Annotated in this window: 16 protein-coding genes and 1 tRNA gene; 12 read left to right on the top strand and 5 right to left on the bottom strand. The window is 68.2% G+C overall.

Going from position 1 to position 15,598, the window contains the following annotated elements; genetic code table 11:
* Nucleotides 1-43 precede the first annotated feature (43 nt).
* Nucleotides 44-799 (bottom strand): FadR/GntR family transcriptional regulator, encoded by a 756-nt coding sequence (locus AC3WOE_RS16355; RefSeq protein WP_492691871.1) that lies wholly within the window; start codon nt 797-799, stop codon nt 44-46.
* Between the two features lie 175 nt (nt 800-974).
* Between AC3WOE_RS16355 and AC3WOE_RS16350 the strand changes: the two genes are divergently transcribed.
* The 7 genes from AC3WOE_RS16350 to AC3WOE_RS16320 are packed head-to-tail and all read left to right on the top strand — an operon-like array spanning nt 975 to nt 7,480.
* Nucleotides 975-2,132 (top strand): mandelate racemase family protein, encoded by a 1,158-nt coding sequence (locus AC3WOE_RS16350; protein WP_492691869.1) that lies wholly within the window; start codon nt 975-977, stop codon nt 2,130-2,132.
* Between the two features lie 32 nt (nt 2,133-2,164).
* Complete coding sequence (locus tag AC3WOE_RS16345; RefSeq protein ID WP_492691867.1) at nt 2,165-3,772, top strand: ABC transporter substrate-binding protein; 1,608 nt, start codon at nt 2,165-2,167, stop codon at nt 3,770-3,772.
* The gene (locus tag AC3WOE_RS16340) at nt 3,769-4,776 is read left to right on the top strand and encodes an ABC transporter permease (protein ID WP_492691865.1); all 1,008 of its coding nucleotides are present in this window, start codon (nt 3,769-3,771) and stop codon (nt 4,774-4,776) included. Before AC3WOE_RS16345 ends, AC3WOE_RS16340 begins: the two co-directional genes overlap by 4 nt.
* On the top strand, nt 4,773-5,654 hold the full coding sequence (locus AC3WOE_RS16335; RefSeq protein ID WP_492691864.1) for an ABC transporter permease: 882 nt from the start codon (nt 4,773-4,775) through the stop codon (nt 5,652-5,654). The genes AC3WOE_RS16340 and AC3WOE_RS16335 overlap by 4 nt, the downstream gene beginning before the upstream one ends.
* Complete coding sequence (locus tag AC3WOE_RS16330; protein WP_492691863.1) at nt 5,651-6,499, top strand: ABC transporter ATP-binding protein; 849 nt, start codon at nt 5,651-5,653, stop codon at nt 6,497-6,499. The genes AC3WOE_RS16335 and AC3WOE_RS16330 overlap by 4 nt, the downstream gene beginning before the upstream one ends.
* A 5-nt stretch (nt 6,500-6,504) precedes the next feature.
* On the top strand, nt 6,505-7,242 hold the full coding sequence (locus AC3WOE_RS16325; RefSeq protein ID WP_492692114.1) for an ABC transporter ATP-binding protein: 738 nt from the start codon (nt 6,505-6,507) through the stop codon (nt 7,240-7,242).
* The gene (locus AC3WOE_RS16320; RefSeq protein ID WP_492691861.1) at nt 7,202-7,480 is read left to right on the top strand and encodes a LysR substrate-binding domain-containing protein; all 279 of its coding nucleotides are present in this window, start codon (nt 7,202-7,204) and stop codon (nt 7,478-7,480) included. Before AC3WOE_RS16325 ends, AC3WOE_RS16320 begins: the two co-directional genes overlap by 41 nt.
* Before the next feature lie 160 nt (nt 7,481-7,640).
* Here the strand turns inward: AC3WOE_RS16320 and AC3WOE_RS16315 are convergent, their stop codons facing one another.
* Both AC3WOE_RS16315 and AC3WOE_RS16310 read right to left on the bottom strand, forming a co-directional pair.
* Nucleotides 7,641-9,002: a tyrosine-type recombinase/integrase gene (locus AC3WOE_RS16315; RefSeq protein WP_492691859.1), complete on the bottom strand. Its 1,362-nt coding sequence runs from the start codon at nt 9,000-9,002 to the stop codon at nt 7,641-7,643.
* Nucleotides 9,003-9,183: 181 nt separating this feature from the next.
* Nucleotides 9,184-9,259, bottom strand: a tRNA-Ala gene (locus AC3WOE_RS16310).
* 51 nt (nt 9,260-9,310) lie between these two features.
* On the opposite strand from AC3WOE_RS16310, the gene AC3WOE_RS16305 reads away from it, so the two are divergent.
* From AC3WOE_RS16305 to AC3WOE_RS16285, 5 genes are all read left to right on the top strand, one after another.
* Nucleotides 9,311-10,201 (top strand): alpha/beta hydrolase, encoded by an 891-nt coding sequence (locus tag AC3WOE_RS16305; RefSeq protein ID WP_492691857.1) that lies wholly within the window; start codon nt 9,311-9,313, stop codon nt 10,199-10,201.
* Between the two features lie 78 nt (nt 10,202-10,279).
* Nucleotides 10,280-10,699, top strand: coding sequence for a rubrerythrin family protein (locus tag AC3WOE_RS16300; RefSeq protein ID WP_132569926.1), 420 nt, complete (start codon nt 10,280-10,282; stop codon nt 10,697-10,699).
* An 85-nt stretch (nt 10,700-10,784) separates the two neighbouring features.
* Complete coding sequence (locus tag AC3WOE_RS16295) at nt 10,785-12,134, top strand: (Fe-S)-binding protein (RefSeq protein ID WP_492691855.1); 1,350 nt, start codon at nt 10,785-10,787, stop codon at nt 12,132-12,134.
* Entirely contained in the window at nt 12,131-12,709 is a 579-nt protein-coding gene (locus tag AC3WOE_RS16290; RefSeq protein ID WP_492691853.1) for a DUF3501 family protein, read from the top strand. Before AC3WOE_RS16295 ends, AC3WOE_RS16290 begins: the two co-directional genes overlap by 4 nt.
* Before the next feature lie 55 nt (nt 12,710-12,764).
* On the top strand, nt 12,765-13,598 hold the full coding sequence (locus AC3WOE_RS16285) for a prohibitin family protein (protein ID WP_492691851.1): 834 nt from the start codon (nt 12,765-12,767) through the stop codon (nt 13,596-13,598).
* A 13-nt stretch (nt 13,599-13,611) separates the two neighbouring features.
* Here AC3WOE_RS16285 and AC3WOE_RS16280 read toward each other — a convergent pair whose 3' ends face one another.
* Both AC3WOE_RS16280 and AC3WOE_RS16275 read right to left on the bottom strand, forming a co-directional pair.
* Nucleotides 13,612-14,655, bottom strand: coding sequence for a sensor domain-containing diguanylate cyclase (locus AC3WOE_RS16280; protein WP_492691850.1), 1,044 nt, complete (start codon nt 14,653-14,655; stop codon nt 13,612-13,614).
* Nucleotides 14,648-15,589, bottom strand: a complete 942-nt coding sequence (locus tag AC3WOE_RS16275) for a sensor histidine kinase (protein WP_492691848.1) — start codon at nt 15,587-15,589, stop codon at nt 14,648-14,650. The genes AC3WOE_RS16280 and AC3WOE_RS16275 overlap by 8 nt, the downstream gene beginning before the upstream one ends.
* Nucleotides 15,590-15,598 lie beyond the last annotated feature (9 nt).

Below are 15,598 nucleotides of genomic sequence, written 5' to 3'. Positions count from 1 at the left end.
TAAGGATGTGGTGTCTTGAGGAGCGTCAGCGCCGAGCACAGGCTCAGCGGCTGGCGTTCTTCATGCGCTCACGGCTGTTGTTCAGGTGCATGAACATGGCCGCGCGAGCCGCTGCGGCATCGCCGCGATGGATGGCCTCGAGCACGGCGTGGTGCTCCTGGGCCGTGATGTCTTTGCCTTGACGCAATTCGGGTGAGGGCTCGCCGAAGCGGGCCGGCGTGGCCGCGCGGCTGCGGCGCGGTGCGGCCGCCGACTGGCGCGGGATGGTGCCGCTGCCCAGGGAGCGCAGCACATGGGCGAAGTACTCGTTGCCGGTGGCCTGGGCCAGCAGCTCGTGAAAGCGGAAATCGGCCTCGGCCGTGGCCTCGCCGGTGCTGCGCTGGATGTCGAAGTCCTTCAGCGCGCGCTCCATCGCGGCCAGTTGCTCAGGCGTGCGGCGCTGGGCGGCCAGCGCGGCAGCCTCGGGCTCCAGGCTCAGACGCAGCTCCAGCATGGCGAGCTTCTGCTGCAGCTTGAGCTCGGACGGCGCCACGGCCTGCAGCAGCGGGCTGTCGATCTTGGGTGCCAGCACGAAGCTGCCTATGCCTTGCTGGGTGCGCAGCAGGCCGCCCGCCTGCAGCCGCGAGATGGCCTCGCGCACGACGCTGCGGCTGACGCCGAACTCCTGCATCAGCAGCGGCTCGGTCGGGATGCGGTCCCCCGGCTTGAGCGTGCCGCCGTTGATGCGCTCCGAGAGCGCTTCAACGACGCGTTGCGACAGGCTGGCGGGGCGTCCGGTGGGGGAGTTGGCGGTGCTCACGATATGTTGATGTTTTGCTTCAAGTCATCAGACGACTGATGTCAGTATAGGACTGGAGGAGCGGAAATGACTATCGAAAACCCTGAGAATGACTCGATTGTCGCCCTGGCTGCTGCAATTTGAGCCGACTCGTATACACTACTAATCATCAGACGACTGATGAGAAAGACGGGAAATGATCAAGATCGAAAGCGTCCGGGCTGTTGAGTTCACCCACCCGACGCGCCGCTCGGTGGACGCCGCCGGCCACTCCCACCCCGGGCCTCTGGGCACGGCCAATCTGGCGCTGCTGAGCATCCGCAGCACCGATGGCGTCGAGGGCCATTGCTTTGCGCCGCCGCAGGTCGTGCGGCCCCATGTGCTGAACCAGTTCGTGCGCCGCGTGCTGGTCGGTGGCGACGCGATGCACCGCGAGAAGCTGTGGTGCGAGCTGGAGCATTGGCAGCGCGGCAGCGCCGGCCAGTTGACTGACCGGGCCCTCGGCGCGGTGGACAGCGCGCTGTGGGACCTGATCGGCCGCACGCTGGGCAAGCCGGTCTACCAGCTGCTCGGCGGCTACCGCGACAAGGTGCCGGCCTATGGCAGCACCATGTGCGGCGACGAACTGGCCGGTGGGTTGTCGACGCCCGAGGAATACGGTGACTTCGCGCTGAAGCTGGTGGCGCGCGGCTACAAGGCCATCAAGCTGCACACCTGGATGCCGCCCGTGTCCTTTGCGCCCAACCCGGGCATGGACATCAAGGCCTGCACCGCCGTGCGCGAGGCCGTCGGCCCCGACATCGAGCTGATGCTCGACGGCTATCACGAGTACAGCCGCACCGACGCACTGCGCATCGGCCGCGCGCTGGAGGAGCTCAACTTCGCCTGGTTCGAGGAGATGATGAACGAGCAGAGCACGGCGTCCTACGCCTGGCTGGCCGGTCAGCTCGACGTGCCCATCCTCGGCCCCGAGAGCCTGTCGGGCAAGCATTACGCCCGCGCCGAATGGGTCACTGCCGGCGCCAGCGACATCCTGCGTGCCGGTGTCACCGGTTGCGGCGGCATCGGCCCGACGATGAAGGTGGCCCACCTGGCCGAGTCCTTCGGCATGAACTGCGAGGTGCATGGCAACGGCGCGCCCAACCTGGCCGTCTGCGGGGCCATCCGCAACTGCCGCTGGTACGAGCGCGGCCTGCTGCACCCCTTCCTCGACTACGAGGAGGTGCCGGCTTATATGAACGCCCTCGTCGACCCGATGGATGCTGAGGGGTTCGTGTCGCTGCCGCAGGCGCCGGGCCTCGGCGAGGACATCAACTTCGACTACATCTCGAAGCACACCGTCGCCACCTACTGAACGCAGCCATGTTCCCGGCATCCTCGTGGCCATTGCGCCGCCGTCAACTGCTCGCGCTTCCCGCGCTGTACGCCGGGGCCTGCGGCGTGACGCGCGCCGATTCACCCGACGACCAGTTGCTGGTCGGCATGAGCATGAACAACCTGCTCTCGCTCGACCCCGCCGCCGCCACCGGCCTGGACGCGGCCACCGTGGCCTGCAACCTCTACGACAGCCTGCTCGAGGTCGACGCCGCCGACCCCACCCGGCTGCGCGCCAGCCTGGCCGAGTCCTGGCAGGTGGGCGAGGGCGGCCGGCGCATCACGCTGAAGCTGCGCGCCGGCCTGCGCTTTGCCAGCGGCCGGCCGCTGACGGCTGTGCATGCGGCCTGGTCGCTGCAGCGCGTGCTGACGCTCAACCTGGCCCTGGCCTCGGTCTGGAAGAGCTATGGCTACACGGCCGCCAACGCCGCCACCCACATCCGCGCCGAAGACGCGCAGACGCTGGTGCTGGACCTGCCGCAGGCCACCGACCCGACGCTGGTGCTGATGACGCTGGCCACCTCCATGAGCGGCTATGTGATCGACCGCGACACCGCGCTCGCCCACGAGCAGCGCGGCGACCTCGGCCATGCCTGGCTGACCACGCATGCCGCCGGCTCCGGCGCCTTCGAGCTGGAGGAGTGGCGCCCCAAGGAGCTGCTGACGATGCGCCGCTCGGCCAACTACTGGCAGCCTGCCGCCAGGCTGCGCCGAGTTGTGTTCCGCCACATGACGGAGTCGCAGACGCTGCGCCTGATGCTGATGCGCGGCGACCTCGACGTCGCCGGCGGCATGTCGGCGCCCGATGTGCGCGCGCTGGCGAAACGGCCCGACCTCGTCGTCGAGGAGGTGCGCCGCTCGACGATGTATTACGTGGCCGTCAACGCCCGCCACCCGCGCTATGCCGACGAGCGCGTGCGCCGCGCGGTGCTGCGCCACCTGATCGACTTCCAGGGCGTCGCCAGCGGCGTGCTGCCCTTCTATGGCGAGCTGCAGATGCGGCCCGTGCCGCCCGGCCTACCGGCCTCGCTGCCCCAGCCCGGCTATGCCTTCGACCCCGCGGCCGGGCGCCGCCTGCTGGCCCAGGCCGGCCTGGCCGATGGCTTCGACACGACCATCCGCGTCGTTGCCGAGGCGCCTTTCACGGGCATCGCCACCAGCCTGCAGGCCACGCTGGCCCAGGCGGGCATTCGCGCCAGCATCCTGCCGGGCACCGGCAACCAGGTCTATGGCTCGATGCGCGAGCGCAGCTTCGAGATCGTCGTCGGCCGCGGCGGCGGCGGTGCCGAGGCCCACCCCCACTCCAGCCTGCGCGCCCTGGTCTACAACCCCGACAACCGCGACAGCGCCAAGCTCAGCAACTTCCAGGGCTGGCGCACCGGCTATGCCGACGCCGAGCTCAACCGCCTCATCGAACAGGCCCTGCTGACGCCCGACGCCACCGAGCAGACTGCCCTCTACCGCCAGGCCCAGCAGCGCTTCGACGCGCAAGTCGGTGCCATCCAGCCCATTGCCCAGATGCTCGACACCCAGGTGCTGCGCCGTACCGTTCACGGCTATCACGGCCACCCCAGCGGCGCGACGCGGCTGCGCGAGGTCTACAAGGAGAGCCGGCCATGACCAAGCGCTGGATACGCGGCGGCACGAGCGCGGTTCTGGCTCTGCTCGGCCTGCTGCTGCTGACCTTCATGATCGGCCGCGTGATGCCGCTGGACCCGGTGCTGGCCATCGTCGGCCCCGATGCCGACCGCGCCACCTACGAGCAGGTCTATCGCCAGCTCGGCCTGGACCGGCCGCTGTGGACGCAGTTCGGCCGCTATCTGGGCGACCTGGTGCAGGGCGACCTCGGCCGCGCGCTGCTGACCGGCCGCCCCGTCACCGAAGACCTGGCGCGCGTGCTGCCCGCCACCGTCGAGCTGGCCACGCTGGCCATCCTGCTCGGCGCGCTGCTGGGCGTGCCGCTGGGCGTCTGGGCGGCCAGCAACCACAAGCGCTGGCCCGACCACCTCGCCCGCGTGCTGGGCCTGCTCGGCCACTCCACGCCGGTGTTCTGGTTCGGCATGATGGGCCTGCTGGTCTTCTACGCCTGGCTCGGCTGGGCCGGTGGCATCGGCCGCATCGGCCTGTCGTTCGAGGGCGCCATCCCGCGCGTCACCGGCCTGATGCTGGTCGACACGCTGCTGGCCGGTGACACGCCGGCCTTCCGCAGCGCACTGAGCCATCTGCTGCTGCCCGCCTGCGTGCTGGGCCTGCACTCCATGGCCTATCTCAGCCGCATGACGCGCAGCTTCATGCTGGCCCAGCTCAGCCAGGAATACATCACCACGGCGCGCGTCAAGGGCCTGAGCCGCCGCCAGGTCGTCTGGGGCCATGCCTTCCTGAACATCCGCGTGCAGCTGCTGACCATCCTGGCGCTGGCCTACGGCGGCCTGCTGGAGGGTGCCGTTCTCGTCGAGACCGTGTTCGGCTGGCCGGGCTTTGGCAGCTACCTGACCGGCAGCCTGCTGCTGGGCGACATGAACGCGGTGATGGGCTCGGTGCTCGTCATCGGCCTGCTCTTCGTCGCACTGAACCTGACCGCCGACGCCCTCTACCGCGTGTTTGACCCGAGAGCCCGCTCATGAGCACATCCGCCACTCCCCTGGGTGCCTGGCAGGCCTGGCGCCGCGAGACCGGCGCCAGCGCGCGCAAGCTGCTGGCCAACCCACTGACCGCCGCCGGCGTGGCCGTCATCGCGGTGCTGGTGGCCGTGGCCCTGTTCGCGCCCTGGATCGCCAGCCACGACCCGCTGCGCCAGGACCTTGCCGCCGCGCTGCTGCCGCCCAGCCCGGCGCATTGGTTCGGCACCGACGAGTTCGGCCGCGACGTCTTCAGCCGCCTCGTGCACGGCACCCGCATCACGCTCTTCATCGTCGCGCTGGTCACCGTCGTCGTCGGCCCGCTGGGCATGGGCATAGGCGTGGTGTCGGGCTACTTCGGCGGGCGGGTCGACATGGTCTGCATGCGCGTGGCCGACGTCTTCCTGTCCTTCCCCAGTCTGGTGCTGGCGCTGGCCTTCGTCGCGGCGCTGGGTCCGGGGCTTGACCATGCGGTGCTGGCCATCGCGCTGACCGCCTGGCCGCCCATTGCCCGCCTGGCCCGCGCCGAGGCCATGACGCTGCGCAACGCCGACTTCATCGTTGCCGCGCAACTGCAGGGCGCCTCGCATCTGCGCGTGCTGTGCCGGCATCTGGCGCCGCTGTGCATGCCCTCGGTGCTGGTGCGGCTGACGATGAACATGGCCTCGGTCGTGCTGACGGCCGCCGGCCTGGGCTTCCTCGGCCTGGGTGCCCAGCCGCCGCTGCCGGAATGGGGTTCGATGATCTCGGAAGGCCGCCGCTACATGCTGGACAGCTGGTGGACCGTGGCCGCGCCGGGCGCCGCCATCCTGGCCGTCAGCATGGCCTTCAACCTGCTGGGCGACGGCCTCAACGACGCCCTCGACCCGCGCCAAGCCTCATGACGACCCAACCCCAACCCTTGCTGCAGGTGCAGGGCCTGCAAGTGGCCTATGGCACGCCCGCCGCGCCGGTGCCGGTGGTGCACGGCGTGTCCTTCAGCCTCGGCCGCGAGAAGCTCGCGGTCGTCGGCGAGTCGGGCTCAGGCAAGACCACCGTCGGCCGCGCGCTGCTCAAACTGCTGCCGCGCCAGGCCCGCATCAGCGCCGAGCGCCTGCAGTTCGACGGCATCGACCTGCTGCAGGCCGGCGAGCGCGACATGGCAGCCCTGCGCGGCCGCCGCCTGTCGATGATCATGCAGGACCCCAAGTACTCGCTGAACCCGGTCATGAGCATTGGCCGGCAGATCGGCGAGGCGGTGCAGCGTGGCGCCAAGCTGTCGCGTGCCGAGTGCGACGAGCAGGTCGAGGCGCTGCTGGCGCGGGTGCGCATCCGCGAGCCGCGGCGCGTGGCGGCCCAGTACCCGCACGAGGTCTCGGGCGGCATGGGCCAGCGCATCATGATCGCGATGATGCTGGCGCAGCGCCCGCAGCTGCTGATCGCCGACGAGCCGACCTCGGCGCTAGACGTGTCCGTGCGCCAGGAGGTGCTGAGCCTGCTGGATGAACTGGTGGCCGAGCAGGGCCTGGCGCTGCTGTTCATCAGCCACGACCTCAACCTGGTGCGGCGCTTCTGCGACCGCGTGCTGGTCTTGTATGCCGGCCGCGTCGTCGAGACGCTGGCGGCGGCCGACCTGGCCCACGCGGCCCATCCCTACACGCAGGGCCTGATGGCGGCCCTGCCCAGCCTGCAGCGGCGCCGCGCCGTGCTGCCGGTGCTGCAACGCGACGCGGCCTGGAGCGCGGCATGACGGCGATGTTGTCGGTCCGGGACCTGCAGCTGTCCTTCGGCGAGGGCAAGGAGGCGCGTCAGGTGCTGCACGGCGTGAGCTTCGACGTGGCGCGTGGCCAGGCTTTCGGCCTGGTCGGCGAATCGGGCTCGGGCAAGACCACCGTGCTGCGCTGCCTGGCCGGGCAATACCACCACTGGCGCGGCGAGGTGGCAATAGCCGGCCAGGCCTACCGCGGTGAGCGCAGCCTGGCTCACGCCAGCCGCGCGCAGATGGTCTTCCAGGATCCCTACGGTTCCCTGCACCCGCGCCACACGGTGCGCACGGCCCTAGCCGAGCCGCTGCGTGTGCACGGGCTGGATCGCATCGACGAGCGCATCGACGAGCTGCTGCAGCAGGTTGGCCTGCCGCTGGCCTTTCGTTTTCGCTACCCCCACCAGATCTCGGGCGGCCAGCGTCAGCGCGTCGCGATTGCCCGCGCCCTCATCCTCCAGCCGCCGCTGCTGCTGCTGGACGAGCCGACCTCGGCCCTCGATGTCTCGGTTCAGGCCGAAGTCCTGAACCTGCTGGCCGAGCTGCGGGTGCAGCATGGCCTGACCTACTTGCTGGTCAGCCACGACCTGGGCGTCGTCGCCCACCTGTGCGACCGCCTGGCCGTCATGCAGCAGGGCCGCATCGTCGAGACGCTGAGCCGCGAAACCCTCTGCGAGGGCGGGGCCGAGCATGCCTACACGCGGTCCCTGGTCATGGCCGCCGAGGCTTGAGCGCTACTCGGCGGTGCGTGCGCAGGAGCTGAATGCAGACCCCTTCATCACATATCCCAAGGATCCGCAAAGCCGCTTCGCCGAACAGTCTCTGGCCGCGCTGAGACGCGCGGGCGGGCAGTCAGACGTGGCGCACGAAGCCAACGACATCCACACCGCGTTGGGCATGGTGGCGTCCGGTGAGCGAGGGCACGCGCCGGCTCCATGCGGCGCTGGAGGGGCGTCCCGGCCTTATTAGCCACTCGATCCGGCGTGAGGTGTTCGGCACGCAAGCCTGGACCCTGACCAGCTGGGCAAGCCCTGAAGCCCGGGAGCTGTTTGCTGCCGATCCCCTGCACCTGGAGGCAATGCAAGCGAGCCGCCACCTGCTGACCGAACTGCAAGTCCGCCGGCTCACCTTACGCCGGGACGAGCTTCCCCTCAGCTGGGCCAAGGCACTCTTGGCGCTGGAAGCGGATAGCGGCATGTCCACCGCTCTGTCGGGCCACCCTTGAACCGCGCGTCCTGGACTTTGCGTGCGTGTTGGCTACCGTTGCTGCCGCTGGTAGGGAGTCGGCCCACTCTTGCATCATTTCCTTTCGCTTTGGGAGATGCTCTGCGTGGTTGTACGCGGCCTTGACCGCATTGCGCTCTGCGTGGGACAGCTGGCGCTCGATGACATCCGAAGGCCAGCCACGCTCATGGAGCATCGTCGAAGCCATGCCGCGAAAGCCGTGTGCGGTCAGCATCGTGCGGTCATAACCAAGGCGCCGGAGCGCGGCATTGACGGTGTTCTCGCTCATCGGCTCGCCATTGGTTCTGTTGCCAGGAAATACCCACTTTCCGCTTCCGGTGAGGGGCTGGAGTTCCTTCAAGACGGCAAGGGCCTGGGTCGCGAGGGGAACGATGTGCAGGGTCCGTCCCTTCATCTTCGCCGCCGGTATGCGCCATTCGGCGTTGTCCAAGTTGAACTCGGACCATTCGGCACGTCGAAGCTCGCCTGGGCGGACGAACAGGAGCGGCGTCAACTTCAGGGCGCACCTGGTGATCAGCCCACCGCCATGACTGTCGAGGTCCAGCAACAACTGTCCAACCTCCCGCGGGTCCGTGATGGTCGGGTAGTGCTCCGGACGCCATGCCGGCAGTGCGCCGCGAAGGTCGCGGCTGGGGTCGCTCTCCGCCTGGCCCGTTGCGACGGCGTAGCGGAACACTTGGCCGCAGTTCTGTTGAACTCGATGTGTCGTCTCGATGGCGCCGCGCTCTTCCACGCGCTTCAAGATGGTCAGCAGCTCGGTTGGTGTGATCGACCCGATGGCGCGCGTCCCGATCCAGGGGAAGACGTCGCGTTCCAAACGGCGGAGGATCTTGTCGGAGTGCGAGTCGGCCCAGGTCGGCTCGTTCTTGGCGAACCATTCGCGGGCGACGGCTTCAAAGCTCCCCGGGGGGGCAATGCCGGCCTCGGCCAGTTCTGCAAGCTTGCGTTGCTTGATGACCTCAGCCTTTTTGGATTGCCTGCGATCGCTCGGGTCGACACCTTGGCGAACAAGGTTTCTGGCTTCATCGGCTTGCTTGCGAGCAAGCGCGAGGCCCGTGGCAGGGTAGGTGCCCAGGCTGAGCGTCTTGCGCTTGCCTTCAAGCGAGTAGTCGAATCGCCAGCCGTGCGAGCCGCCTTTGACAAACAGGAGGAGGTAGAGGCCTGCGCCGTCTCCGAGCCGTTGTCGTGGATCGCCAGGCTTGATGGCCTTGATAGTGGCGTTGGAGGGGATGAGGTGCTGCGCCATGCAGTAACTTTTCAGCGGGAACGTCGAAATTTTCGAGTTACTGCGCCAGTTACTGCAATGTGATCTCGGATCGCCTGGGTCGTTCTGGGACCGTAAGAAAAAGAAAAAAGCCCCAGAGCGTTGATTCTCAAGGGCTTTTTGGATTTCTTGGAGCGGCGTGGGACCGTCCGGAACGATCGGTTGGTGGAGAGGAGGAGGATCGAACTCCCGACCTCCGCATTGCGAACGCGGCGCTCTCCCAGCTGAGCTACCCCCCCACGCGGTGCGCAAAGTATAGCCACGGGAAGTGGCTGCTATCGTCGTTGCCCATGACGCCCCGCAAGCCCACGGCCTGGTTCGAGGCCCAGTACAACAACCGCCAACGCGTGCCCGACAGCGCCGACATCCTGGGACGCTGGGCCCAGGCCTCGGCGCTGGTGCGCGAGCGCGCCAGATGCCGGCTCGACCTGCGCTACGGACCCGACCCCAAGCAGACGCTGGACGTCTTCATGCCCGACCACGCCTCGGGGGGCGGCTTCGCGCCGGTCCTCATCGTCATCCACGGCGGCTACTGGCGCTCGCTGGACAAGTCGGACTACGCCTTCCTGGCCGCCAGCTTCACCGACGAAGGCGCCATCGTCGTCGTGCCCAACTACGATCTCTGCCCTGAGGTCGGCATCGAGCGCATTGCCATGCAGCTGACCGAAGCCGTGGCCTGGGCCTGGCGACACGCGGCCGAGCATGGCGGCGACCCCAGCCGCATCGTGCTGCTCGGGCATTCGGCCGGTGGTCATCTGGCGGCCATGCTGAGCTGCTGTGACTGGAAACGCGTGGGTCGCGACCTGCCGCGGCGCCTGGTGCAGGGCGCGATGTCGGTGTCCGGTCTGCACGACCTGGCGCCGCTGTGCCAGGTGCCCTTTCTGCAGGCCGACCTGAAGCTGGACGCCGCCAGCGTGCGGCGGCTCAGCCCCGTTCACTTTCCGGCGCCGACCGCGCCTCAAACCCTCTTCGCCCTGGTGGGAGAGCAGGAGAGCGAGGAATACCATCGCCAGAACCAGCTGATCCGCTCGGCCTGGGGCGCCCGAGCCGTACCGGTCTGCGAGGCCTTGCCGGGCTGCAACCACTTCACCATCCTGCACGATCTGGCCGATCCCCAGGGGCGCTCCCACCAGTTCGCCCGGCAGTTGCTCGGCCTGCGCTGGTATAGCGGCCTGCTATGAGGTGGATTGAAGCTATCGATTGGCGATTCAGGCCGGGCCAGGAGTAGCGTCCATGTTTTGCCCCCAATGGAGACTGCGATGAGCTTGAAAGGATCCAAGACCGAGCAGAACCTGAAGGACGCCTTCGCCGGCGAATCCCAGGCCAACCGCCGCTACCTGTATTTCGCGAACAAGGCCGACATCGAAGGACAGAACGATGTGGCGGCGCTGTTCCGCTCCACGGCCGAAGGTGAAACCGGCCACGCGCACGGCCACCTCGAATTCCTGGAAGCCGTCGGCGACCCGGCCACCGGCCTGCCCATCGGCCCGACGCGCGACAACCTGAAGGCCGCCGTGGCCGGCGAGACCCACGAGTACACCGACATGTACCCCGGCATGGCCAAGACGGCGCGCGACGAGGGCTTCGACGAGATCGCGGACTGGTTCGAGACCCTGGCCAAGGCCGAGCGCTCGCATGCCAACCGCTATCAGAAGGCGCTGGACGCACTGGTGGATTGACGATTGACCGTTTCAGCGGCTGCCCAGGGGCGGCCGCAATCGTCTGCGCGTGCCCCTGCGCCCAGACGATTGCGCAGGAGACGCGATGAGCACCCAAGAAGGCAACCTCGAAGCGCCGACCCGACACGCGCTGGACTGGAAAAGCCCGGAGTTCAACGACGAGGCCGCATGCCTCCACGAGATGGAGCGCATCTTCGACATCTGCCATGGCTGCCGCCGCTGCGTGTCGCTGTGCCAGAGTTTCCCGACGCTGTTCGACCTCGTCGACGAGGGCAGGACGGGTGAGCTGGACGGCGTGGACAAGCAGGATTTCTGGAAGGTCGTCGACCAGTGCTATCTGTGCGACCTCTGCTACATGACCAAGTGTCCCTACGTGCCGCCGCACCCTTGGAACCTGGACTTCCCCCACACCATGCTGCGCGCCAAGGCGATCAAGTTCCGCAAGGGCGAGGTCAAGGGCGGCGAGAAGTTCCTGGCGTCCACCGACGTGCACGGCCAGTTCGCCGGCATCCCCATCGTCGTGCAGGCCGTCAACGCGGTGAACCGCACCAAGTTCGCGCGCAAGCTGATGGATGAGCAACTCGGTGTGCACCCCGAGGCCTGGCTGCCGGAACTCGCGTCCAAGCGCTTCCGCTGGAGCGCGCCCAAGGCGGCGGCCCAGGTCGTCACGAACGGCGAGCGCACACCGGGCAAGGTGGCCATCTTCTCGACCTGCTACGTCAACTACAACGAGCCCGGCATCGGCTTCGACCTGCTGAAGGTGCTGGACCACAACGCCATTCCCTACGTCATCGTCGAGAAGGAAAAGTGCTGCGGCATGCCCAAGCTGGAGCTGGGCGACCTCGAGACGGTGGAGAAGCACAAGACCGCCAACATTGCCGTGCTGGCACCCTATGCCAAGGATGGCTTCGCCATCCTGTCGGCCATCCCGAGCTGCACGCTGATGTTCAAGCAGGAGCTGCCGCTGATGTTCCCCGACGAGGCAGACGTCAAGCTCGTGCAGGACGCGATGTGGGACCCCTTCGAATACCTCGTCGCGCGGCACAAGGATGGCCTCTTGAAGACCGACTTCAAGCAGGCCCTGGGCAGAGTGTCATATCACGTGCCCTGCCATGGCCGCGTGCAGAAGATAGGCCGCAAGACCGAGGAGATGTTCAAGCTCATCGGCCAGAGCGTGGAGGTCAAGCTCAACACCGTCGAGCGCTGTTCCGGCCACGCCGGCACCTATGGCGTGAAGACTCCGTATCACCCGGTGGCCATGAAGATCGGCAAGCCCGTCTTCAAGGCCATGGCCAAGGACGAGCCCGACGTCATCGCCAGCGACTGCGCCCTGGCCAGCCACCACATCGCCCAGGGCATGGCCCAGGCGGGCACGCCGGCCAAGGCCGTGGCGCACCCGCTCACTTTGATGCGCACCGCTTACGGACTGCCATGACCATCACGATTGACAGCCTGATGACCCTCGAGGCCTATGCGAAGTTCCGCAAAGTCGAGAAGGCGGCCATCGTCGCCCACCGTCGCCTGCGCAGCGTGCAGTTGGGCGAGCACCTGAACCTGCAGTTCGAGGACGAGCGCACCATCCGCTATCAGATCCAGGAGATGCTGCGCATCGAGAAGATCTTCGAGGAAGAGGGCATCCAGGGCGAGATCGACGCGTATGCGCCCCTGGTGCCGGACGGCTCGAACTGGAAGGCGACGATGCTGATCGAATACCCCGACCCCAACGAGCGCAAGCGCGAGCTGGCGCGCCTCATCGGCGTCGAGGACCGCATGTTCATCGAGGTGGAAGGCCAGGTTCGGGTCTATGCAATTGCCGATGAAGACCTGGACCGCGAGAACGAGGAGAAGACCTCGGCCGTGCACTTCGTGCGCTTCGAGCTGAGCGCAGCCATGCGCGAGGCCGTGAAGGCCGGCGCCGCCGTCAAGCTCGGCTGCGACCACACCCATTACCCAGCGCATCTACAGATCGCGCCGGAGACGCTGGCGAGCCTGGCGGGCGACCTGAGCTGACCGGTTCTCTTCCTTTTTGCTGGCACAGTCGGGGCCACAACAGCAGGGAGATTGCATGAGCTTTGAATCGAGCCGCTTCCCGAGCGGCCTCGCGCGCCTGATTCAGGTGGTCGCCGTCCTGGCCGTGCTGTGGGCACTGGCGCCCTATGGCATCGTGCCGGCCGGTTCGCGCGGCGTCATGACCACCTTCGGCCGCCCCGGCGACGATGTGCTGGACGAGGGCATCCATCTGCGCTTCCCGCTGGCACAGAAGATTCATCTGCTCGAGACCCGGGTGCAGAAGAGCGAAGGCGAGGGCGATGCCGCGTCCAAGGACCTGCAGGCCGTGCACACCCGCGTCGCCATCAATTACCACCTCGAGCCCCACCAGGTTGCCCAGGCCTTCAAGGCCATCGGCCCCAGCACCGATGTCATCGCCGACCGCATCATCCTGCCGGCGGCCCAGGAGTCGATGAAGGCCGTCACGGCGCGCTTCACGGCCGAGGAGCTGATCACGCGCCGCACCGATGTGCGCGAGGCCATCTCTTCGCTGCTGCGCGAGAAGATGCAGCGCCATGGCCTGGTGCTGGACGAGTTCGCCATCATCAACTTCAAGTTCTCGGACAGCTTCTCCAAGGCCATCGAGGCCAAGGTCGGTGCCGAGCAGGACAAGCTGCGCGCCGAGCGCGACCTGCTGCGCATCCGCGTCGAGGCCGAGCAGAAGATCACCCAGGCCAAGGCCGAGGCGGAATCGCTGGCCCTGCAGCGCGCCCAGGTGACGCCCGAGTTGTTGAAGCTGCGCGAGATCGAGAACCAGCGCGCCGCCATCGGCAAGTGGAACGGCGTGCTGCCGACCACCACCTATGGCCAGGTGCCGCTGATCGGCATCGCTGCTGCCGCGGCCAAGTAGCCGGTCGCGGCGCTCAGGCGACCAGTGCCTGCCGGTCCCGGGCCGCCATGACCCGGTTGCGGCCCGATCGCTTGGCCTCGTAGAGCGCCTGGTCGGCCGCGGCGGTCAGCGCGGCGGCGTCATCGAGCGAGTCGTCCAGGCTGGCGACGCCGCAGCTGATGGTGAGCCGCCGGTCCAGGCCCGGTATCTGCAGTGCCGCCACGCAGCGGCGTGCGGCTTCGGCCAGCACGAGGGCACCGTCCAGCGTCGTCTGCGGCATCACGACGATGAACTCCTCGCCGCCCCAGCGCCCGAGCACGTCGATGCTGCGGGCGCGCCGGCCCAGCGCCGCGGCCAGGCGGCGCAGCACCTCGTCGCCCATGGCATGCCCGTGACCGTCGTTGATGCCCTTGAAATGATCGACGTCGACCAGCATCAGCGACAGCGGGTTGCCGAAGCGTCGGGCCCGTGCCAGCTCCTGGTCGAGGGTCTGTGCCAGCGCGCGGCGGTTGTACAGCCCGGTCAGCTCGTCATGGCGCGACAGGCGATCCAGCGCGGCGACCTTCTGCTGCAGGTCGCGCCGCGCGGCACGCAGCTCGATGAGGGCCATCACCTGCCGGCCCAGGCGCTGCAGCAGGTCGCGCTGGGTGTCGCTGAGGTCCCGCGGCTGGCTGTCCAGCACGCACAGCGTGCCGATGTGCAGCCCGTCGCCGACATGCAGATTGATGCCGCTGTACATGCGATAGCCCATGTCCAGCGTCGGCGCCAGCACCGCCGTGCGCGGGTCGGCGCGCACGTCGCGCAGATGCAGGCCGCCGGGCTCCAGGATGGTCCAGGCGCAGTAGTCCTGGTCGCGCGGACGCTGGCTGCCGGCGCGCAGGCCTACGGCGGATTTCAGCCACACACGCTCGGCGTCCACCATGACGACGAAGGCATACGGTGCGTCGCAGACGTGGGCGGCCAGCTCGGTCAGGAAATCGAAATCCGGATCGTTGGGCGTGTCCAGGATGCCGTAGCGCTGCAGGGCCGACAGGCGTTCGGCTTCGTTGCCGGGGCGGGGAATGGCGGTGTCAGGCATCGTGGCTCTCCTGAATGTCGCTGCGCACCGGTGCCTGGGTGGGCGCCGGCTGCTGCGGCAGGCTGAAATGGAAGCTGGCGCCCCCCTCGGGATTGGCCTGGGCCCAGGCAGAGCCGCCGTGGCGCTCGGCGATCTGCTTGACGATGGACAGGCCCAGCCCGTTGCCCTCAAAGCGCCCGCCGTCCAGGCGCTTGAAGGGCTTGAACAGTTGCTCGGCCTCGCTTGGCGAAAAGCCGATGCCGTTGTCCCGCACGCGGAAGACGACGCGGCCGGCGTCGTTCCAGGCCTGCACCTCAATGCGTGGCATGGCGCAGCCCTGGGTGAACTTCAGCGCGTTGCCGATCAGGTTGACGAAGACCTGACGCAGCAGCGTGGCATCGGCTTGCACCGGGGGCAGGGGGCCGAGCTGCAGGGCCCGCCGCCCCTGCGACGACGTCAGGGCCAACTGCTGGGCCACCTCTTCGGCCAGGCGCTGGCTGTCGACGCTCTCGAGCTTCAGGGCCACGTCGGCGGCGTGCGCCAGGCACATCAGTGCGTCCACCAGCTGCAGCGTCGTCGCGGCCTGGTGGGCGATGGTCTGCAGCATGCGCTCGGCCTGGGCGTCGCTCCGGAGCAGGGCCTCGCGGGCCAGCCGCGCCAGGCCCTCGATGCCGTAGAGCGGGCCGCGCAGGTCATGGGCGACGGCGCGATTGAAGCTCTCGAGCGCAGCCACCTTGGCGCGCAGGCCGGCGGTCTGGTCGTCCAGGCGCCGCGCCAGGTCGGCGTGCATCAGCTCGAGTTGGCTGCCCAGTTGCATCAGACGGGCACGGTTGGAGCGGCTGCGGCGGCGTTCGCGCCGCAGCGCGAGGCCGAGCATGGCGCTGACCAGACCCGTCGAAGCGAGCAGCAGCAGCCAGCTCAGCGGCAGGTTGGATGCGGGGACGAAGGCACTCAAGGGAACTCC

It is taken from the genome of Roseateles sp. FW305-36, assembly GCF_058787015.1.
Note: the sequence above shows the minus strand (reverse complement) of the source record. Positions and strands in the feature narration are given on the sequence as shown.